Here is a 20,841-nt window from a genome sequence, read left to right as displayed (position 1 = left end):
GCAAAGGTCCCCGAGAGACAGCCTCTGTTTTGTTAGCTTGTTTTGGGATGGAGGAGAAACTCGATGGAATAGTGGATTTAGCGGCATCTGTGTCCGAGACTGGACCGAGGCACCCAAGCAAGTGCCGATGACCGTAACCGCCGGAGAGAGGTGGTATATGGAATCATCGATGACAAAAATATCCCCTTGCCTCAGGAGCCGCGATCGATCCTGAGGCAAGGGGATATCGGTAAAACGATAATGTGCGCTTAAACCTGGAAAGGACTAATGGTCAAACGAACGGGTTTGTCGTTGTTGTAATTGAAGTTATACAGATAACCGTTCCATTCGTAGGACATCGTGTAGAGCTTTCCGTTGCTTTCGGTTTTAACGCCTTTGATTGCCGCTTTTTGCAGACGGTCGAGAAGCGTCGTCATGACGTATTTGTTCCAGGTACGGACGAGCGTGACGGCATACGCCTCCGGATTGTCGGGATCGGACTCCAGCTTAAAGCTGAATTGGACGCCGCTATAAACGAGCTCGATAGGCGCTGCGAGCGAGGGATCGGTTCCCGGCTCTTCGCTCAAGCCGTCTGTCGAAGGCAGAGCTGCATTTGCGGCGCCCGCGGAATTGCTCGAACTTACGCTCGCGGCGGTGCCGCTGCTTGCGGTTGGACTGTGAGCGGCAGTTCCCGAGACGGATTTGGACAGTGCGACGACTTTATTAGTCTTGGCGACGGCAACTCCGCTCGTTCCGGCACTTGCTCCCGTGTTCATAGCAGCACTCTGCTGCCCGCTGCCTGCGTCGGTTCCAGTGCCGCCGTTCGAACCGGCGCCCGTCCCGCTGCCTGTATCTGTTCCGGAGCCGGCGCCCGTGCCGGAGCTTGCGCCTGCAGCCGACCCGCTATCTTTGCCGGTCCCGGAGTCCGAGCCGGTTCCCGTACCAGCGCTCGCGCCGGCGGCCGCCCCGCCTTCGCCGTTGCCAACGCCTGCGCCGGAAGCGGCTCCTCCGCTAGCGCCTGCAGCCGCGCCGCTGTCTGACCCGGAGCCAGACGCAGTCCCGCCAATGCCGGACTCCGACCCGGCAGCCGCTCCGCCACTGCCCGCACCGGTGCCTGAAGTCCCGCCGCCGCTTGCACCGCCGTTTGCGCCTGCCGCCGCGCCGCTGTCGCCGCTCCCGACGCCTGCACCGGCAGCTGTGCCGCCGTTTGCGCCTGCAGCGGCTTCTCCCCCCGTTCCCGTACCGGCCGTCGCCCCGCCTGTCGCATCCGGCGCTGCGGTTCCTTCATCGGTCCCGTCATCGGTCCCGGCGTCGGTCTCGGCATTCGTCCCGGCATCCGTGCCCGTCGCCGGCGCATCCGGCGCGCCAAGCTTCTCCTGCAGCGTCGCCGCAGCCATCTCCAGGAAGCCGGCGGGATCCGCTTGCCCGGCGCTGAACAAGCCTTTGTAGACGACGGTGCCGTTGGAGTCGAGCAGCGCGCCGAAGCCCTGATATTGATCGGCCCGGAATGTGCCTTTGTAAAGCGGCGTGCCGTCCGCGTTAAACGCTTCGCCTTCGCCGTCGCGCTGGCCGGCCACGAAGGTGCCGGTATATAACGCAACGCCTTGCTCGTTGAACAGAGAGCCGGCGCCCTGGTAACGTCCGCGCTCGAAACCGCCCTTGTACACCGGCGCGCCGGAAGCCGCGTATTCGGTCCCTTCGCCGGACAGCAGCCCGCCTGCGAACGAGCCTTCGTACAGAAGCGCACCGCCTTTGTACTGTTTGCCTGCGCCTGCGTACAGGCCGCCCGCAAAGGCGCCTTCGTAGACGAGCTTGCCGTCGTCGCCATAAAGCTTGCCGGCGCCTTCATACAATCCCTTGACGAAGGCACCGGTATAAAGCGGCTTGTCCTTGGCGGCGTAGAGCGTGCCGTCGCCTTCGTATTTGCCGGCGACAAAGCCGCCTTCGTATAGTACGCTGCCGTCCGGCGAGTAGAGCGTGCCCGCGCCATTATACGCGTCGGCAGCGAATCCGCCGCGGTACAGCAGCGTGCCGTCGGCCGCATAAGCTTCGCCCGAACCGGCGCGTACGCCTTTGTCGAAATCGCCGAAGTAGACGAGCTTGCCGTCGCTGTAGAGCTTGCCGACGCCGCTGAATTGGCCGCTGGCGAGAGGGCCGGCATATACGAGATTTCCGGCGCTGTCCACGATTTTGGCGTTGCCGGTATAGCCTTTTTCTAGCGCTGCCGAAGCTTCCATTGTTGGCGTTCGGGAGAACCACCGGTCGACGAACGCAGGCGGATTGATGAACCCGAAGTAGGCGATCGCGAGGCTGATCAGTACGATCAGTACGACGAGCTTTTTAGCGATATAGTAGCTGCCGATCTTCCAATAGTTGTCCAGCGACCGCAGTCCGCTGCCGAGCACACTGCGAGCCCAACGGATAAGCCATTTGAGCAGCATTTTCGGCAGCTTCGCGGACTGCTTGATCGGCTTCAGGATTCTGCGTTGGATCGGCTTGATAAACGGCTTAAGAATCGTTTCGATCATCGTTAGGGCACCTGTATCGTAAATTGGCCTGGTGAGGTTAACTGGATGACGCCGCCGTAGCTGCACATGCACTTGGAGGAGTTGTTCAAAGCCGGCATGTTGCCGACCATCACGGTCGGCGCGCCCGGCGCCCAAGGCGCGGCCGTCATCGGCGTGCAGGGCATCGGCGTCAGGACGCCGAGCGCCGCGGCAGTCGCAGAAGCGACGATGGGGTTGGCCATTGAATTGCACATCCCGAACGGCATGATGTTTACAAAAGGTTTGTTATCCATAATGTTGGCGATCGGCATGGCGGTCATCGTCCGATTGGCCGGAAGCACATTTAATACAGAAGGGGCAGCCCCAAACGAGCATTGCATCGATGCCCCGCCGCACACTAGTTGTCCCACGCCCGGTTCACGCTCTCTTTACGAAAATGGTGGAAGCTGTCAACGCTATATTCATAGTAACTCAATTCTCGAAATCTGTCATTTTGAGTTGTAAGGGGGTGAATTAAGGAAGAACTTGTAGTACGATGAAAATAGTTAGAAATTGTCGTAAGTTTCATATGGAATAAGAACAGTCGCACACAAAGGCGGGCGCCGATCTTCGATGAAAAAACTTGCTGTACTGCTGTTGCTGGCTTCACTTATTATGTCCGGTTGGTCCGGCTTCGTGCTTGCGGAGCGCGTAGACCGGAGCGAGGCGCCGTGGAAGTCGTCCGAAAATCTGCAAAACTTGTCGCTGGCGGCCGCCGGCGGAGACGGCTCGCTTGCGGTGGTGAGCGATTCCAAGCAAAAGATCAAGCGACTCGGCGCGGACGGGACGCTATTGGGGCAGATGACATATTCGCCTGCCGAACGCGGTGCGCGCGTTGACTTTAATGAAGCCGTAGCAGACGAGGACGGCCGAATCTACGCGTTGGTGACGGTGCTGGACTCGTACGGTCTATACGTGCAAAGCGAGCGCATCGTCCGTTACGACCGTAGCGGGAAGGCCGGCCAGGTGCTCTACGAGCGCAAAGGAGACGGAACGAGCAAGCGGATCGGACACATTGAAGGCTTGCAACTTTCGGGCGGCGCGCTGTTTTTCTACGAGGCGGATGCCGACAAGCTGCAGCTGAAGCGCATCGTCTTGCCCGAGAACGCGCCGGAGACCGTATTTGCGTTCACGCTGCCAAAGGATCGCTATTTGTCGGAAATCACGGGCACGGCGCCCGGACAAATCTATTATACGACGCGCAGGGGGAGCATCTACCAGGTATCCGCGGAAGGCGTCAGCACCAAGCTCTATCCGAGCAAGACGAGGGCAAGCGACGCTAAAAATTTCCCCGAATTGGTCATGCTCCGTACGGACGGCTCGCTCATGTTCGTCGACCGGCTCGTCAATGCAGTGACGACGTTCGATCCGCTTGCGTCTGCCGGAACCGAGACGGTGCTGGACGATGCCGCGTTGCAGCGCATCGCGCCGGGCCTGGACAGCTACGAAATCATGGATATCAAGCAGACGCCGACGGGCTTCACGATTGTGCTTAACGATCGGATCTTGCTGATGTCGGCAGACTTCGCGCCCACGGGCCAAATCTCCAAGGTCAGCTTCGACAGCAAGACGCTATGGGACCGCCGCCTGCTGTGGGCCGTCTTTTGGCTCGGCTTGCTGCTGCTCATGTTTTCCGTACGTTTCTTCCATATTCACGTACTCGAACGGCGCTCATCCCTCTTTCTGAAGCAGGTTCTCGCAACCGTACCCGCCATCCTGATCGCAATGATCCTTCTCTCGAATTTCATATACAACAGCTTCTCCGCGCGGATGGAGACGCAGATGCAGCGCGAGCTCGCGCTCCTCGCACGCAACGGCCAGAATCTGATCGACGGCGACCGACTTGCAAGGCTGCACTCGCCCGCCGATTATCGCAACGAGGATTATATGGCCATTCGCGCAAAAATGAATTTCCTGTTCGAAGGCGAGGACAGCGAGCAGCGGCAAGGCTTGTACAGCACCTTGTACAAATATGAAGGCGACCAGATTTATATCGTCATGGACGACGACGACGGCGTCAATATGTTTAAGCCGTTCGAAAAGAACGAGGTCAATTCAGACGTGCTAAGTCAAGGTGTCGTACGCACCGGACAGTGGGAAGACGCCGACGGCAAATGGCTGTATGCCATCGGTCCGGTCTACGACAGCACCGGCCAGATCGTCGGCGTTTACGAGACCGGGCGGGACCTAAGCGTGCTTCATCGCGAGAACCGCAAGATTTATTACAACATCATTGAAAATATTTTAATGATTACGGGCGGATTGGTCGTGCTCGTCGTGATCGCGACGTTCGTGCTGCTGTCGCCGATCCGCAAGCTGAGAAGAAGCGTCATGGCGATGGCGAACGGAGACTGGGACACCGAGGTCAAGCTGCGCAACCGCGACGAGGTCGGCGATCTCGGCGTGCAGTTCAACCGGATGGCCCGCTACATACGACAGCATATTGCCGACATTACATCCTTCAGCGAGGCGTCTTATCGATTCGTGCCGCAGCAATTTTTTAACTCGCTCGGCAAAAAGGGGATCCTCGACATCCGGCTCGGCGACCAGATTCAAAAAAACATGGCGGTCATGGTCGCCAACCTGCGCGAGTTCAGACAGTTGTCCAAGACGCTCAGTCCGAAGGAAAACTTCGACTTTATGAACTCGTTTCTCCGGCGCTTCGGGCCGATCGTGCGGCAGGAGGACGGTCTTATCAGCAAATATCTGGGCGCAGGCTTTATGGCGCTGTTTCCCGGCTATGCGGAGGAGGCGATCCGGGCGGCCGTAGCGATCCGCCGCGAGCTGCTCGTCTACAATCAGCATCGGCGCAGCTCCGGCTACGCGACGGTCGACATCGGCATCGCGATTCACAAGGGACCGCTCATGCTCGGCATCATTGGCGAGGAGCGCCGCTGGGAGGGAAACGTTATTTCCGACGATGTCCAGCGCACGACGATGCTTGAGCAGATCTCGGAGCTCGTTGGATGCTGCATCGTCGTGACGCGAGATTATTACGAGCAGTTGCGCTCGCCCGAGAGGTTCATGCATCGCTCGCTCGGCCGAATCAGGCTGGAGAGCAGCGACGAAGCGATGGAGCTGATCGACGTGTTCGAGGGAGACCCGGAGCAGCAGCGAGCGGCCAAGGAACGGACGAAGGTTTTGTTCGAACGCGGGCTGGCGTTGTGTCAGGCAGGGCGATTCTACGACGCGCGCGAGACGTTTGTCGAAGTCATCAAGCAAAACCGGATGGACAAAGCCGCCAAGCTCTACTTTTACTTGTGCGACGAATATTATCAGAAAGGCGCGGGCGCCGGCTGGAACGGCACGCTCGCCGTCTGACGCGACGTCCGGGATCGGCAAGCGGCTGGGCGCCGCCCAAAGCACGAACGGAGCCTAGAAGCGGAGGGTTCAGAATTGGCTATTGTAGAGTTGGTCGTTCGCCGTATCGATTCGCGGGAAGCTGCGGACGCGGTCGTCGCTTTCCTCGTCTCGCCTCAGGCGTTCGACGACGAGCGGCCGACGCCAGGCGAAGAGGAGCATTTTCGCACGCTGCCTTATTTGGCGCTGGAGGGCAAGACCGTCTACTGGTATATGACGGACGGAGCGGGTGAGATCGTCGCCGTTACGGGCGTTGCGCCCAACGAACAACGAACGGGCGGCTATACCTGGGACTATCTTGTCGTTCGCAAAGATTATCGGCGCGGCGGCGCGGCTCTACGCCTGGCGGGAGCCATGCTTGAATATTTGCGCGAGCAAGGAGCGCGCTATCTGGTTACATATACTTGCGATTTGCCGGTATACGCGGGCGTGAGACGTTTGTTCGACCGGCTGGGCTTTACGCTGACCGGCCGGCTGCCGGACTATTATTTCGACGGCGAGGACAGGCTTGTCTATTATTTGGACCTGCGCAAGCCAAGCCTCTCGGAGATGCAACAATAGAAAGAAGTGACAGGCATGAATATGGCGCAAGCCCTCGGCAGACTGGGCGTTCGTGCGGAGGACAGGCGCAAGCTGCGGCTGATGACCCCGATTTTTCTCGTATGCGGCATCGCCGAAGCGCTAACCTACAACGGTTTTATTACCTTGTTCAGCCAGCGGTTCGGGAGCGAATATTTGCCTTACTTATACACGGGAGAGGCTTTTATATTGCCGCTTGAGGCGTGGTTCATGAGCTGGCTGGCCGTGAAGCTGTCGAAGCCGGCGCTGATGAAAACGATGTATGCCGTCATGACGGCGATCCTGCTCGCGGATACGGGCGTGCTCGCAGCGCTTAAGCTGGCAGATCTGGACGCCCGCTGGTTTTATCCTGTCCTGTTCCTCACCTCCAGCTTTGTCGTAAGACAGCAGACGGTGCTCCTGTGGAGCCTGGCAGTCGACGTGTGCCCGACGCAGCAAGCCAAGCGGCTCATGCCGCTCTTTGTCTCGGGCGCGACGCTCGGCGGCGCGGCAGGCGGTCTCCTTACGCAGGCGCTCAGTCCGCTTGGCGCGGAACTGGTATACGGGCTTGGCCCGCTGCTGCTGATCGCGGCTTCCTTCAACTACCGCAAAGCGATCGTGCAATACTTAGTGCCGCTCGCGCTCAAGGCCCAAGCGACAACCGAGGAAGAGAGCGTGTCTTCCTTCGATTATATGAAGCGCACATTCCGCTCGCCTTTTTTGCTGAGCGTGATGGGACTCATGACGCTCATGCCCGCGCTTTATTATTTGGCGGAGTTTTTATTTTTAAATACGGCACATGCCGCTTACCCGGACGAGCAGCAGTTCGCGCGCATGTTCGGCATCGTGTCTACGCTGCTCTTTTTGCTGGCGTTCGCCGTTCAGCTCGTATCCGGCAAGCTCGTCGCCTGGTTGGGCGCGAGCGGGATGCTCGTGGCGATCTCGGCGGCGTATGCGGCGGCATTCGGATTTGCGTCCGTGCTCCTCGGAAGCGCGGCTGCGGCCGTCATGGCCGCAGCGGGCGCTTATATGCTCACGAACGTATTAATTTTCTATTCGGCCGAGCCATCTTACCAATTGTTTTACAAGACGCTGCCGATGCAGCATCGGGACGGCTACCGGTATGCGGCACAGGGGCTCGCTTCCTTTTTTGGCATCCTGCTCGGCGCGGGGCTTCAGTCGCTGCACAAAGCGGCCGGACTCGGTTTTCCGGTGCTGGCGGCGGTCGGGGCGGGCGCCGCGCTGCTGCTGACGGCACTCGCCTGGACGGTGCGGCGTCTATATATGCGGGAGCTGGTCCAAGGCGTTCAGACGATCGGACTGGACGATCGGGAGCTGATGGAATCGTACCGCGAATTTTTCAGCAATTCAAAGGCGATGGGCGCCGTGCTGACGCTCCTTCGGGACGAGCAAGAGGGTGTGCGGCAGATCGCAGCGGATATCGTCGGCCGTACGCAGGATGAACGTTATTTGCCCGAGCTTCTCGCGCTTCTCGCCGATGCCAGTCCTGGCGTGCGCACGGCCGCGCTGCGGGCGATGAAACTGAACGCCGCCGATCTGCAGGCGCTCGTGCGGATCGGCGCGGTGCTGGAGGACGAGGAGCCGGCCGTTCGGGCGGAGGGCGTCCGGCAGATGGCGCAGATGAAGCATTTGTCTTCGCAGGCGTTTTTCTTTCTACGGGTCAAGCTGCTCGATCCGCATCCGGCGGTCGTCGCCGAGGCGGTCAAGGCGATGTATGCGCTGGAGAGCGAGTCGAGTTATGAAGCATGCTTCGAGGCGATCGAGCGGCAGCTCGGCCAAGGCGGCGAACCCGCTGCCCATGTGTGCGGCGTCGTGGCAGAGCTTAAGCTTGCGCGATTCGGGGAATCGGTCGAGCGGCTGCTGCAGGACACGCATCCGGCGGTTCGGCTTGCGGCAACGGCTTGCCTTGGGAAGCTAGGTGCGGCACATGTCGTTCCGCAGCTGCTGGAGCGTTTGCCTGCAGGAGATCAGGAGCTGCTTCTCGTAACCGAGCAAGCGCTGATCGACATGGGCGATCGTTCGATTCAGCCGCTGCTTGCGGCATTGTCCGGCGTGCATGCGCAGGCGTGGCGTGTTGCGATCGGAGCGCTTGCCGCGTTGCTGCCCGAGGATGACATCCGAGGGAGGTTGACGGACCAGGCGCTTCGGCGGATGGGCGAGCTGGACAAGGTGGCGGGGTATGCGTCGGCGTTTCGCGCGGTAGGGAGAGAGGAACTCGCCGAGCTGGCGGCGCTGCGCTTCGACGGACAACGCCAGCGGGTACTCGAAGGCGTCTGGTCTTTGCTCGTACGGCTGACCGACGAGCAGGTCGTCGCTTCGATCCGGCGGGCGCTGGACGATCCCGACGATGAGACAAGGAGCAGCGGACTGGAAGTGCTCGCCGAAGGTGCGGGCGACCGCAGGCTGGCGCAGCGGCTCGCAGTCGTATTGCAGACGGACTATGCTAGCCTGGCACAACTGACGGTGACGATGGAGGCGGCACGGCTTGCGCTCGATCACGCGTCGCGTTCGGAAGACGATTGGTGGCCGGAAATGGCGGCGGAAGCGGGAAGGGAGCGTGGCGGTCAAGTGGAAACGCAGGTGGCGCTGGGCAGGCTCGGTAAAGTCATCTATTTAAAAAATGTACCGTTCTTCGCGGACCTGACGCTGGAGGAGCTTGGATTAATCGCCGGCATCGCTACGGAGCGTGTGTTCGAGGACGGCGAAGCCCTGCTGCTTCGGGGCGCTGCCAGCGATGCGCTCTATGTCATTGTGGACGGCAACGTGGAGCTGACGAGCGTTACGGCCGCAGGGCTCGAAGCGACGCTCGGCGTGCTCGGAGCAGGCGAGGTGTGCGGAGCCACGTCTGCGCTTGACGAATCGGCTTCGACCGTTTCGGCACATGCGCTGCTCGGCGAAGTGCGGGCGCTCGGGTTGCAGCGTGAGGCGCTTACCCGACTCATCCGTTTGTATCCCGACATCGGGCTTGGACTTCTGAGGGCATCGCTGGCCCGCGTGCGGCTGCTCGAAGAGATGCTGATGCGGATCGACTCATAGTCGAGCCGATCCTGTCCGCCGCCATCGCGAGCGCGCATCGCAACCGGTGGGCAGCATGGCTAGTCTCTGCTGCGGATGACGAGCAGGGAGCCGCTTCGGAGCGAGATGAAGCCTTCGTCAGCCGACAGCAAGTTGCTGACGCCAAGCGACATGCCCTGGCGCAGCGTGGCATCCTGCAGCGGATAAGCGAATCCGGTCAATGTCACGCCCGTTACTTCTGACGTGAGCGGGAGGAGGGAGACATAAGGGTAGCGGTCATCGGCGGGAAGATGAGCCGCTTCGGTCAACAGGCGGATCTCGTTGTGGTCATCCACGAGCAAGGCCGCTGCGCCTGCTTCAGCCGCGACGGCGAGCAGTTGGACGTTGGCCAAGCTGTGATCGAACCGGGAGCCGAGTCCGCCTGCGATAACAATATTCCGATAGCCGCGTGCCAGCGCTTCCCGAAGCGCGAGCTCGGTGTCGGACCAGTCCTTGTCCACCGCGTCGTACTCGGCCGTCTCCGCCGCTTCGGCGCGTATTTTTGCAAGCGCATCCGCGTCCACCGAGTCGAAGTCTCCGAGCGCCAGGTGAGGCGAGATTCCATTCTGTATGAGATAATAGGCGCCTTTGTCCGCGCCGATAAGGTAGTCGTCCGGTTGAGCGAGCGCGAGGCTCCATGGCCCAAGGCTGCCTCCCGTATAGATGACGGCACGTCGGGACGATGATTGCTGTGACAAGGGTTATTTCCTCCTGCAGGTCATTTGCGGCTTGGACCGCGTTTTATTCAGTATAACGGCAGATGCGCCGAGATGCGACGGAAGCTCTATCATTTGGTTCAAATTCTCCGTTGCGGCCCGTGCTCGGTTGCCGATACAATATATGAGGCGGTTCACGGGTTTCGATGCACGGCGCCGCCTCCACTAGAGAAACGGCCGGGGGTTATCGTTTTGAGTTTGGACGTATTTGAATGGTTCAGCATCATCGGCACCATCGCTTTTGCCGTGAGCGGCGCGATCGTCGCGATGGAGGAGCATTACGACATGCTGGGGGTATTCGTGCTCGGACTCGTGACCGCGTTCGGCGGCGGGATCGTGCGCAATTTGCTTATCGGCGTACCCGTCACGACGCTCTGGAGCCAGGGGCTTTTGCTTAAAACGGCAGTATTTTCGATCGTTATCGTGTTCGTGCTGCCGACCGCCTGGATTTACCATTGGAAAAGAAGCGAAGCGTTTTTCGACGCGATCGGATTGGCCGCATTCGCCATTCAAGGCGCGCTGTATGCCGTAGAGGCCGGACTGCCCGTCAGCGCCGTCATGGTCGCCGCGATGATGACCGGCATCGGCGGCGGGATGATTCGCGATATTATGGCCGGACGCAAACCGCTCGTGCTCCGCGACGAGATTTACGCGGTATGGGCGCTGCTCGCAGGACTCGCCGTCGGGATCGGGCCGATACGGATCGCCTGGGCGCTGCTCGCGCTTTTCGCGGCGACGGTGACGATGCGGATGCTGTCCGTTCATTATAAATGGCGGCTGCCACGGCGGAAGCTGCTGGCATACGGCGGATATGAAGGGCCGGCTGCAGAAGAAAGGAAGGGAATGTAAGCATGTATCGCGTATTGTTCGTTTGTCTCGGCAACATTTGCCGCTCGCCTATGGCCGAGGCGGTATTCCGGGACCGGGTAGAAAAGGCGGGGTTCGCGGGATCGATCGAGATCGATTCTTGCGGGACCGGCGATTGGCATCTGGGCAAGCCGCCGCACGAGGGGACGCGGCGCATTTTGGATGGTCAAGGCATTTCCTATGAAGGCATGCTGGCACGGGGGATTCAGGCGGAAGACGGTGAACGCTTCGAGCTGCTCGTCGCGATGGACGAGAGCAACGTTGCGGCGATTCGCGAAGCGCTCGGTGGCGACACAAAGGCGGAAGTGGTACGTTTCCTTTCGTTCGTCCCCGGCTCGCGTCTTTCGGATGTGCCCGATCCGTATTATACCGGCGACTTCGAGGAGACCTATGCGCTGATCAGCGAAGCGAGCGACCGGCTGCTCGCGCATCTGCTTGCGACGGGTAAAGTGAAGGCGGGGGCGAAGTAAGCTGCACTTGAACCTATCTGAGAAAACGAAACGGGATGAAGCAGGTGCAAGTGCTGCCTCGGCCCGTTTTCGTTTTGTCTGAGGCGACTAGCTTGCTCGTCTGGGGGGCCGAAGGCGCGGCGAGGGCTTGCGGCAGGCGCTTCCATGCATACGAAATGTGCATGGAAGCGGCGAACCAGGAGCAATAGGCGACCGTGAGGCTGATCGTGCACAATATCGGTAGCTTAGAGGCTGATCATGCACCATTAAGGTGCACGATGGCGGAATGGCGGGAAGAGCGATGTGAATGGGAGATAGGTACATGAGGGAAGCCGAGGCAAGTCGAGCGGGAGCCGGCGCGAAAAGAGACCCCGACGGCCGGAACCGGCGGGGCTCATTTTAGCGTTGGCGATGCTTCCGGATCCTTGCCCCTTATCGACGCTGCTTACATATGCGCCTTCGGACCAAGAAAAGCGCCCAGCGCCTCCGGCAGCTCCTTCTGCCAAAAGCCCCATTTATGCTCGCCGTCTTTTTCCCTATAATCGACGTAAGCGCCCTTGCTCTCGAGGATCTGCTTTGCCGCACGGTTCAATTCGACGAAATTATGCGTGCCGCGCTCGGTTTCATAGGCGGTCTCCTGCAGCCCTACCGTCATCCACGCGGACAGCCAGGACAGGTCGCCGACCTCCTTCATTTGTGCGATCGATGCTCCGTAGTAGGCGCCGGACAACGACAGGAGCCGATTGAACAAGTCCGGACGCCGAATGGCGATGGACAGCGACACGGTTGCACCAAGAGAGTCCCCGGCGAGCAGGCGCGCGTCCGCGGAAGGGCGGGCGGCAAAGTTTTTTTCGACAAAAGGAACGAGCTCGTGGACCCAGAAGTTCAAATAAGCTTCATGCCGCTCGCTGCCCGGCAAATACTCCTCGGTTCGGACCGATTTGTCGACGTCGACGGCCGCGATGATGAACGGTTCCCAGCTCTCCTCGAGGATAAGGCCATGGGAGATGGTGGCGATTCTGCCGAAATTGAAAAAATCTTCGCCGTCCTGGCAATAAATAACCGGATAGCTGAGCCACTCCTGGTACCCGGGGGGTAAATAGAAACGGACTGCGCGTTCGCCGGCTTGCAGGTAATTGCTGGGAACTGCATGTTTGACGACGGTTCTGCGGACGGGTGACTCGGACATTGGATATCGTTCCTTTCTTGTACCCGATTCGAGTATGACAGCGCCCCGGCATGGGCAAAACATAGGAATGTTCGTTGCCGCGCCTGCCATTTTTAGGACGGCTGATCGGGATTTGTATTAATGTGTTATACAATAAAAATGAAACTGTACTAGAGACATTGTGCGCTTTCAATCGTGAAGAATTCAATAAATATGCCTTTTTTGCTTTGACCAAACCACTAGGGCAGCTATATAATAATTCTATAACAGAAACCCCTCTTCCACAATTCATGACGAGGAGATGTAACAATGAGCAAAGGTTCTTTGGACGCACCGGCCAAGCCGGAGCAGCAAGCAGCACATATTGTGCATTCGGAAGATGTTACGCCGCTTCAGGTATTGTCCCCCGAAGGCGAAGTCGTCAATGCGGCAGCCATGCCTAATCTGACCGACGAGCAGTTAAAGGAAATTATGTACCGTATGGTATTTACCCGTACTTGGGACGACCGCGCGGTTAACCTGGGCCGTCAAGGACGCCTGGGCTTCTATGCGCCGGTATCCGGCCAGGAGGGTACGATGGTCGGCAGCGAATACGCGCTGACCAAGGAAGACTTCGTATGCCCGGGCTACCGCGACATGCCGCAGCTCGTGTGGCACGGCTTGCCGCTGTACCAGGCGTTCCTGTATTCCCGCGGCCACCAGCACGGCGGCCAGATTCCGGAAGGCGTCAACGTGCTGATGCCGCAGATTATTATCGGCGCGCAGATTTTGCACGCGACGGGCGTCGCGATGGGCTTCAAGCTTAAGAATGAAAAGCGCGTCGCCATTACTTACACCGGCGACGGCGGTTCCTCCGAGGGCGACTTCTACGAGGGCATGAACTTTGCCGGCTCGTTCAAGCTGCCGGTCATTTATTTCGTGCAAAACAACGGCTACGCGATTACGACGCCGTTCGCCAAGCAGACGGCTGCCCAGTCGATCGCGCACAAGGCGCTCGCGGCCGGCATTCGCGGCGTGAAGATCGACGGCATGGACGTGCTGGCGGTCATCTCCGCCGTACAAGAAGCCGCCGAGATCGCCCGCGAAGGCGGTGGCGCGACGCTGATCGAAGCCGTCACGTACCGTTTCCGTCCGCACTCGATGTCCGACGACGCGACCAAGTATCGCACGAAGGAAGAAGAGCAGGAGTGGGCGCTGCGCGATCCGCTCGTACGCTTCGGCAAGTACCTTGAATCGAAGGGCCTGTGGTCGGAAGAGGACACGGCTCGCGTCAAGGAAGAGGCCAAGGCTACGGTGAACGAGCACATTAAAAAAGCCGAGCAGACCGAGAAGATGACGGTTGCCGGGCTGATCGACTCGATGTTCGAGACGACGCCTCCGCATCTCGAAGAGCAAAAAGCAGAGTTCTAAACGATAACCGGGGCAGCGCCCGGACGTCTCCAAGTTCGGCGCCCCCGGTACGGGCCCGCTTAAGCCGGTTCGATCAATATATACGGTACAGCCGCTTTTATCGCGGCCGTCACCCTCTAGATGGGAGAGAACAAAATCCAATGGCGCAAATGAACATGATTGAAGCGATCAAGGACGCGTTGCGCGTCGAACTGAAGCGCGACCCCGGCGTCCTGCTCTTCGGCGAAGACGTCGGCAAGGTCGGCGGCGTCTTCCGCGCGACGGAGGGACTTCAAGCCGAGTTCGGCGAGCAGCGCGTATTCGATACGCCGCTGGCCGAGTCCGCGATCGGCGGCCTTGCGGTCGGTCTCGCTACCCAAGGCTTCCGTCCGATCGCCGAGATTCAATTCGTAGGTTTTATATATGAGGCGCTCGACCAGATGTTCGTGCAGGCCGCTCGTCTGCGCTACCGTTCCGGCGGCCGCTACAACGCGCCGATCGTCTTCCGCACGCCGTTCGGCGGCGGCGTCAAGGCGGCCGAGCTGCACACCGATTCGCTCGAAGGCCTGGCGATCCAGACACCGGGCATCAAGGTCGTCGTGCCTTCGAATCCCGCTGACGCCAAGGGCTTGATGATCTCCGCGATCCGCGACAACGATCCGGTCTTCTTCATGGAGCACCTGAACTTGTACCGCGCGTTCAAGGACGAAGTGCCTGAAGGCGAATATACGGTACCGCTCGGCAAGGCGAACGTCGTTCGAGAGGGTAAGGATATTACGATCATCGCCTACGGCCTGATGGTACACACCGCGATCAAGGCGGCCGACGAGCTCGCCAAGAACGGCGTGTCCGCAGAGGTCATCGACCTGCGTACGCTCGTGCCGCTCGATATCGACACGATCGTCGCGTCGATCCAGAAGACGAACCGCGCGATCGTCGTCCAAGAGGCGCAGAAGACTTCCGGCGCCGCTGCCGAGATCATCGCGCAAATCAACGAAAAAGCGATTCTTCACCTCGAGGCGCCGGTTCTCCGCGTCGCCGGCCCGGATACGGTTTATCCGTTCGCGCTGATCGAGGACGCCTGGCTGCCGACGCCTGCGCGCATCGTGAAGGCCGCCAACCAAACGCTTCAGTTCTAAAGTGAAGGAGGGATAGCGCATGGCTAGATTTGAATACCGGTTCCCGGAACTCGGCGAAGGCCTGCACGAGGGCGAGATCGTCAAGATGCATATCGCGCCCGGACAAGCCGTGACCGACGAAGACATATTGATGGAAGTGCAAAACGACAAGGCCATCATGGAAGTGCCTTGCCCGGTCAACGGCAAGGTGCTTGAAGTGTTCGGCAAAGACGGGCAGACGATGCGCGTCGGCGATGTCGTCGCCATCATCGATGCCGAAGGCGAGCTGCCCGAGCAAGCGGACAGCGGCCACGGCGCCGAGCCTTCCGGCCACAGCGGCGAAGCCGCTTCCGCTCAGGGCGGCGCGGACCTGAAGGGCCAGCCTGCTCAGGCGCCGGTCCAAGAAGCAGCCGGCGAAGGCGCCAAGCCTGCCGAAGCCGCAGCGCCCGCGCCTGCCGCCAAGGATGCCGCGCTCGTGCTGGCTACGCCTAGCGTGCGCAAGTTTGCCCGCGAGAAGGGCGTCGCCATCGCGGACGTATCCGGCACCGGCAAGAACGGCCGCATCACCCGCGAGGACGTCGCCGGCTTTGCCGAAGGCGGAGCGCCCGCGAAGAGCGAAGAGGCATCCGCCGACGCAGCGCCTGCTGCGACTCCGGCTGCCGCACCTGCCGCTCGCGCCGCGCAATCCGGTCCGGGCGTCGAAGAGCGCGTGCCGTTCAAGGGGATCCGCAAGGCGATCGCGAACGCGATGGTCAAGTCCGTCTATACGGCGCCGCACGTCACGCTGATGGACGAAGTGGACGTCACCGCGCTTGTCGCGTTGCGCAACCGTTCCAAGGCGTTCGCGGAGAAGAAGGGCGTCAAGCTGACGTACCTGCCGTTCATCGTCAAGGCGCTCGTCGCCGCAGTACGCGAATTCCCGGTCATGAATGCGATGATCGACGAAGCCGCGAACGAGATCGTCTTCAAGAAGTATTACAACATCGGCATCGCCACCGACACGGACAACGGTCTGCTCGTGCCGGTCGTCTTCGACGCCGACCGCAAGAACATCTGGAATATCGCCAAGGAAATCAAGGATCTGGCGACCCGCGGCCGCGACGGCAAGCTGGGCGCAGGCGAGCTGAGAGGCAGCACGATCTCGATCACCAATATCGGATCGGCTGGCGGCCTGTTCTTCACGCCGGTCATCAATTTCCCCGAGTCCGCGATTTTGGGCGTGGGCCGCATCGATCAGAAGCCGGTCATCAAAAACGGCGAGATCGTGCCCGCCTCGGTCATGGCGCTTAGCCTGAGCTTCGACCACCGCATCGTCGACGGCGCTACCGCGCAACAATTCGTTAACTACATTAAACAGCTGCTTAGCGATCCTGAGCTGCTTGTCATGGAGGTGTAATCGATGGTAGTAGGAGACGCTTCTCTGGACATCGACACGTTAGTAATCGGCGCCGGCCCCGGCGGATACGTCGCGGCCATTCGCGCGGCACAGCTCGGACAGAAGGTCATCATCGCGGACAAGGGCAAGTTCGGCGGCGTCTGTTTGAACGTCGGCTGTATTCCGTCCAAGGCGCTGATCAACTCCGTGCATCACTATGAATCGATGCTGCATGCCGACGACTACGGCTTGTCCGCCGAAAACGTCAAGGTCGACTTCGGCAAGGTGCAGACGTACAAGGATTCCGTCGTCAACAAGATGACGAGCGGCGTCGAGATGCTGCTCAAAGCGAACAAGGTTCAAATGTTCCAAGGCGAAGTAATGTTCATCAACGAAAACGAAGCGCGTCTGTTCAACGATCAAGAGGCGCCTCGCTATCGCTTCAAAAACTGCATCATCGCGACGGGCTCTCGCCCGATCGAGCTTAAAGCCTTCCCGTTCGGCGGACGTATCCTGTCGTCGACCGAAGCGCTGTCGCTACCCGAAGTGCCGAAGAGCATGGTCATCATCGGCGGCGGCTACATCGGCATCGAGCTTGGCCAGATGTACGCCAAGTTCGGCACCGAGATCACGATCCTCGAGGGCGCGGACACGATCATGCCGGGCTTCGACAAGGACATGAGCAATCTCGTCGTCAAGAAGCTCAAGAAAAACAAGGTCGACATCGTCAACGGCGCGCTCGCGAAGGGCGCCGAGCAAACCGACAAGGACGTCACCGTGACGTACGAAGTCGGCGGCGAACAGAAGACCGTGACCGCAGACTACCTGCTCGTCACCGTCGGACGCCGTCCGAATACCGACGGCGAGCTGGGCCTCGACCTGATCGGCATCAAGACGACCGACCGCGGACTGATCGAAGTCGACGACCAATGCCGCACGAACATCAAGCACATTTTCGCGATCGGCGACATCGTGCCTGGCGCAGCGCTGGCGCACAAGGCTTCGTACGAAGCGAAGGTCGCTGCCGAAGCTATCGCAGGCCTGCCGTCGAAGGTCGACTACAAGTGCATTCCAGCCGTCGCGTTCTCCGATCCGGAATGCGCAAGCGTGGGCTACACGGAGAAAGAAGCGAAGGATAAAGGCCTGAACGTCAAGTCCAGCAAGTTCCCGTTCGGCGGTAACGGCCGCGCGGTCACGCTGAACGGCGCGGACGGCTTCCTGAAGCTGATCTCCGAAGTCGACACGGGTCTCGTCGTCGGCGCGCAGATCGCCGGCGTCGAAGCTTCCAACATGATCGCCGAGCTGGGTCTTGCGATCGAGATGGGCGCTACGATCGAAGACATCGCCTTGACCATCCACGCTCACCCGACGCTGGGCGAGATTACGATGGACGCGGCCGAGCTCGCGATGGGTCATCCGATCCATACGATCGCGCCGAAAAAATAAGTCTTCGCCATTTAAGAGGGGTCGTCCCATAAGCCCCTCTGAAGTGGAAGGAATATTTGAAATGAAGCCTAAATAACTAAACGGGACGAAGCAGGGGAATTTCCTGCTTCGTCCCGTTTGCGTTTTAGAATATGGGTAATATTTTGACCGGATAATGTTCAAGCCAAAGCCTTCCGACCTCCTGACTCGCCTTGTCCAGGGATCTGCTTTTTTCTTTGCGGTAGGTGCCGTCCTTCAAAGTGCATGCACTTGCTCGTCCTCCAGAAACGCGTAGTTCTCCTCGACTCCATACCTTGCGTCCGCAATGACAGTGCCTGGAAGCTCGCCCACATAAGATTTGTTTCTATCCAGGTGCGGCTTCGGACATCCGTCGGCCGTTAATAAACGCTGTAGCCGAGCACGAACTGGTTCTCGGTTCCGATTTGCACGTTGTAGCCTGGCTGCAGCCGGCCTTCCGCCTATGATCTTCTTGGGGTGTACATCACTCGCTGAGCCACCGCTGGGCTTCGAACGAATGGAAGGGGCGATTAAATCCGATCAGGACTAGGAAAAGGGCGCGAGGCAAATGCCTGCGAATCTGCAGGCTTTGCTTCGTATCCCGATTGCCGTATGCGTAAAGATGCGAATTTGCAGGCTTTTGAAACGATGAGCGCCTCCGAAGCGCGATTCGAACTGCAAAAGATGCACGTACGCAGGCATTTACTCCTAAAACCGATCCAACAGTGAAAAAGCATGTATATTTGCAGGCTTCCGAGGCGGAGCATCCTGATGAGAAAACGACAGAGCAACCTGCCGGGCAGCCCGCAGAGCAACCTGCCCGGCTACCCGCAGAGCAACCCGCTCGGCCCCTCGCAGAGCAACCTGCCCGCCGCATTTTTGCGTTGACGCGCGCTTAGTCGATCTTTTCCAGCCAAATTTGTTTAAAATCGATCCATCCTTGCGGGCTGAAGCTGGCGCCTCTGACGGAAGGATGCATTTGCGTGCTCAGGCGGCGATGGTGGAGAAAAACGAGATAGCATTCGTCGCGCAGCCGGTTTTCGATCTCGCGCATATGGCCGCGGCGCTCCTCGGCGCTATAAGCGGACAGCGCCCGATCGATCCGTTCGACGATCCAAGCCTTAAGCGAGGCGTTCAAGTAGGCGCTGGTCATGCAGGCTTCGTGCTCGTACAGGTCGATCTCGCAAACCTCGTCCTCGGCCAGCAGGATGCCGGATACGGTGAAGTCGCCGCTCGCGACAACGGCCGGATCGACCGACTGCTTCCAATCGGCGACGAAAAGGTCGACACGCACGCCGTATTGTCCGAGCCGCGCCGCGATCCATTTTCCGTCCGGCTCGTATTTCTCGTGCACGACCAGCCGAAGCACCTTGCCGTCGTAGCCGGAAGCGCGGAGCGCTTCCCGGATTTGCGGCTCGCCGGCGGATTTACCGATATACTTCAGGCTGTCTTCGGGGCGGATGCAGTAGGCGGGCAGCGCGCGCTCGCCGCCAAGATCGGCCTGCATCGCCACGGGATCGATCATCAGTCGGACGGCTCGTCGGAACGCTTCGTTTTGTTGCCAGCCGTCTTTGGTCGTATTCCAGGTCAGCATCGTGCATCCGTTGCAAAGCCGGGCGAGCGCCTGCCAATCCATGGCGGGATCCAGACCGTCATCCTCGTTCTCGCCGCTTGGCGCGCGCATGATGGAGGGCATCCCGATTGTGGACCGCTCCCGGCAGTCCTCGGGCATGATGACGATATCTACGACATCGAGAAACGGACGTCCGGCGTAATAAGCCGTGTTGGCGCTGAGCTCGATCCGGTGGGGGGATAGCGTGACAAGCCGGAACGCGCCGGTTCCGATCGGCAGACGCCAGTACGCCTCGCCAAGGCCGCACAAGTCGAACGGTAAAACGGAGGCGGCCGCGGCGCACAGGAATCGGTCGAAAATGCGATTCGGCCGCGAGAGGGAAAAACGCACGGTCCGCTTGCCTAGCGCCTCGATCCCCGCCAAAGCGCGCATCATCCAGCTGTTCGGTACGCCGGGTTGCCGAAGCCGCTCGAACGTAAACACAACGTCCTCGCTCGTCAGCTCGCGCCCATCGTGAAATTGCACGCCTTTACGCAGAAAAAAAGTCCATTCCGTGCCGGCGGGATTGGAGTTCCAGGCGTGCGCGATGCCCGGAACGATTCGGCCGAGCGATTCGTCAAAGGTGACGAGGCGATCAAATATGTGGTACATCAAATGGCCGTCGAACGCAAAGTTGGCGCAGCCGGGATCGAGCGTCTGCACTTGCCTGTAGACGGGAATCCGCAGCGTATCGCAATCGACGTGTCCTCTTACCGTTTCCTTTTGATAACCGAACCGTACGTTCAGCCAATCGATAAATCGAGCCTTGACTTCCGTGCCTTCGCCAAAGCTCGAGATCAGATCGAACGACAAGCGATAGTCGCCTTGCTCAGCCTTGGCGGTAACCAAGTCGAACAAGAACGGCTCTTTGTCAGCCTTGAACGCTATATGGGAGCGGTTGCCGCGGCCACGGCCGGGCATCCAGGCGATCAGGCCGTCCTCCTCCAGTTTTTTAAGCACCAGCTTGGCGTTGCGCGGCGTGCAGTACAACGTCTCGGCGAGCGCCTCGAGCGTAGCCTCGATCGGAACGCCCAGCGTATGCCCGCCGTCGAACCGGTCGAATAGAGTCAAGTATCGTTCGGACGTCAGCAAGCGAATCCAACTCCTTCCCTGATGTTTTCCGTTCGTTTTCCGATAAAAGAGGAAATCCAATGCTTGCATTATACGCTTTTTATCCTCTTTTGGA

14 protein-coding genes and 1 pseudogene are annotated in these 20,841 nt (G+C 59.8%); 9 read left to right on the top strand and 6 right to left on the bottom strand.

Annotated elements, in window-relative coordinates; all coding sequences use genetic code 11:
- Positions 1–248: 248 nt before the first annotated feature.
- Both ACFSR7_RS22055 and ACFSR7_RS22050 read right to left on the bottom strand, forming a co-directional pair.
- The gene (locus tag ACFSR7_RS22055; protein WP_378165296.1) at positions 249–2,507 is read right to left on the bottom strand and encodes an MORN repeat-containing protein; all 2,259 of its coding nucleotides are present in this window, start codon (positions 2,505–2,507) and stop codon (positions 249–251) included.
- Positions 2,508–2,509: 2 nt separating this feature from the next.
- Positions 2,510–2,884 (bottom strand): DUF4280 domain-containing protein, encoded by a 375-nt coding sequence (locus ACFSR7_RS22050; RefSeq protein ID WP_378166080.1) that lies wholly within the window; start codon positions 2,882–2,884, stop codon positions 2,510–2,512.
- 214 nt (positions 2,885–3,098) lie between these two features.
- Between ACFSR7_RS22050 and ACFSR7_RS22045 the strand changes: the two genes are divergently transcribed.
- The 3 genes from ACFSR7_RS22045 to ACFSR7_RS22035 all read left to right on the top strand — a co-directional run bounded on the left by ACFSR7_RS22045 (position 3,099) and on the right by ACFSR7_RS22035 (position 9,500).
- Positions 3,099–5,846: a HAMP domain-containing protein gene (locus ACFSR7_RS22045; RefSeq protein ID WP_378165294.1), complete on the top strand. Its 2,748-nt coding sequence runs from the start codon at positions 3,099–3,101 to the stop codon at positions 5,844–5,846.
- Positions 5,847–5,921: 75 nt separating this feature from the next.
- Complete coding sequence (locus ACFSR7_RS22040; protein WP_378165292.1) at positions 5,922–6,446, top strand: GNAT family N-acetyltransferase; 525 nt, start codon at positions 5,922–5,924, stop codon at positions 6,444–6,446.
- A 15-nt stretch (positions 6,447–6,461) separates the two neighbouring features.
- Positions 6,462–9,500 carry a HEAT repeat domain-containing protein gene (locus ACFSR7_RS22035; protein WP_378165290.1) on the top strand — a complete coding sequence of 1,013 codons (3,039 nt, stop codon included), beginning with the start codon at positions 6,462–6,464 and terminating at the stop codon, positions 9,498–9,500.
- A gap of 59 nt (positions 9,501–9,559) precedes the next feature.
- On the opposite strand, the gene ACFSR7_RS22030 is transcribed toward ACFSR7_RS22035, so the two are convergent.
- Positions 9,560–10,216, bottom strand: coding sequence for a thiamine diphosphokinase (locus ACFSR7_RS22030; RefSeq protein WP_378165288.1), 657 nt, complete (start codon positions 10,214–10,216; stop codon positions 9,560–9,562).
- A 216-nt stretch (positions 10,217–10,432) separates the two neighbouring features.
- Between ACFSR7_RS22030 and ACFSR7_RS22025 the strand changes: the two genes are divergently transcribed.
- Both ACFSR7_RS22025 and ACFSR7_RS22020 read left to right on the top strand, forming a co-directional pair.
- Complete coding sequence (locus ACFSR7_RS22025; protein WP_378166078.1) at positions 10,433–11,083, top strand: trimeric intracellular cation channel family protein; 651 nt, start codon at positions 10,433–10,435, stop codon at positions 11,081–11,083.
- Positions 11,084–11,085: 2 nt separating this feature from the next.
- Entirely contained in the window at positions 11,086–11,571 is a 486-nt protein-coding gene (locus ACFSR7_RS22020; RefSeq protein ID WP_378165286.1) for a low molecular weight protein-tyrosine-phosphatase, read from the top strand.
- A gap of 424 nt (positions 11,572–11,995) precedes the next feature.
- Here the strand turns inward: ACFSR7_RS22020 and ACFSR7_RS22015 are convergent, their stop codons facing one another.
- Entirely contained in the window at positions 11,996–12,739 is a 744-nt protein-coding gene (locus tag ACFSR7_RS22015; protein WP_378165284.1) for an alpha/beta hydrolase, read from the bottom strand.
- A gap of 288 nt (positions 12,740–13,027) precedes the next feature.
- On the opposite strand from ACFSR7_RS22015, the gene pdhA reads away from it, so the two are divergent.
- The 4 genes from pdhA (at position 13,028) to lpdA (ending at position 18,046) form a co-directional block, all read left to right on the top strand.
- Positions 13,028–14,128, top strand: coding sequence for a pyruvate dehydrogenase (acetyl-transferring) E1 component subunit alpha (pdhA, locus tag ACFSR7_RS22010; RefSeq protein ID WP_378122537.1), 1,101 nt, complete (start codon positions 13,028–13,030; stop codon positions 14,126–14,128).
- Positions 14,129–14,268: 140 nt separating this feature from the next.
- Positions 14,269–15,246 (top strand): alpha-ketoacid dehydrogenase subunit beta, encoded by a 978-nt coding sequence (locus tag ACFSR7_RS22005; protein WP_090112494.1) that lies wholly within the window; start codon positions 14,269–14,271, stop codon positions 15,244–15,246.
- A gap of 19 nt (positions 15,247–15,265) precedes the next feature.
- Positions 15,266–16,621: a dihydrolipoamide acetyltransferase family protein gene (locus ACFSR7_RS22000; RefSeq protein WP_378165282.1), complete on the top strand. Its 1,356-nt coding sequence runs from the start codon at positions 15,266–15,268 to the stop codon at positions 16,619–16,621.
- Positions 16,622–16,624: 3 nt separating this feature from the next.
- Positions 16,625–18,046 carry a dihydrolipoyl dehydrogenase gene (gene lpdA / locus ACFSR7_RS21995; RefSeq protein ID WP_378165280.1) on the top strand — a complete coding sequence of 474 codons (1,422 nt, stop codon included), beginning with the start codon at positions 16,625–16,627 and terminating at the stop codon, positions 18,044–18,046.
- 199 nt (positions 18,047–18,245) lie between these two features.
- Here the strand turns inward: lpdA and ACFSR7_RS36505 are convergent.
- Together ACFSR7_RS36505 and ACFSR7_RS21990 are read right to left on the bottom strand one after the other, a co-directional pair.
- Positions 18,246–18,518, bottom strand: a pseudogene (locus tag ACFSR7_RS36505) (IS1182 family transposase); the annotation flags it as partial.
- 420 nt (positions 18,519–18,938) lie between these two features.
- Positions 18,939–20,747 carry an SgrR family transcriptional regulator gene (locus tag ACFSR7_RS21990; RefSeq protein WP_378165278.1) on the bottom strand — a complete coding sequence of 603 codons (1,809 nt, stop codon included), beginning with the start codon at positions 20,745–20,747 and terminating at the stop codon, positions 18,939–18,941.
- Between the last annotated feature and the right edge of the window lie 94 nt (positions 20,748–20,841).

Source organism: Cohnella sp. GCM10020058 (genome assembly GCF_042683485.1).
Classification (GTDB): Bacteria; Bacillota; Bacilli; order Paenibacillales; family Paenibacillaceae; genus Cohnella.
Note: the sequence above shows the minus strand (reverse complement) of the source record. Positions and strands in the feature narration are given on the sequence as shown.

Bases quoted from the DNA above. Each gene is read 5' to 3' on its own strand.
- ACFSR7_RS22055 (WP_378165296.1), bottom strand. From the start codon at position 2,507: ATGATCGAAACGATTCTTAAGCCGTTTATCAAGCCGATCCAACGCAGA.
- ACFSR7_RS22045 (WP_378165294.1), top strand. From the start codon at position 3,099: ATGAAAAAACTTGCTGTACTGCTGTTGCTGGCTTCACTTATTATGTCC.
- ACFSR7_RS22035 (WP_378165290.1), top strand. From the start codon at position 6,462: ATGAATATGGCGCAAGCCCTCGGCAGACTGGGCGTTCGTGCGGAGGAC.
- ACFSR7_RS22020 (WP_378165286.1), top strand. From the start codon at position 11,086: ATGTATCGCGTATTGTTCGTTTGTCTCGGCAACATTTGCCGCTCGCCT.
- ACFSR7_RS22015 (WP_378165284.1), bottom strand. From the start codon at position 12,739: ATGTCCGAGTCACCCGTCCGCAGAACCGTCGTCAAACATGCAGTTCCC.
- pdhA (WP_378122537.1), top strand. From the start codon at position 13,028: ATGAGCAAAGGTTCTTTGGACGCACCGGCCAAGCCGGAGCAGCAAGCA.
- ACFSR7_RS22005 (WP_090112494.1), top strand. From the start codon at position 14,269: ATGGCGCAAATGAACATGATTGAAGCGATCAAGGACGCGTTGCGCGTC.
- ACFSR7_RS22000 (WP_378165282.1), top strand. From the start codon at position 15,266: ATGGCTAGATTTGAATACCGGTTCCCGGAACTCGGCGAAGGCCTGCAC.
- lpdA (WP_378165280.1), top strand. From the start codon at position 16,625: ATGGTAGTAGGAGACGCTTCTCTGGACATCGACACGTTAGTAATCGGC.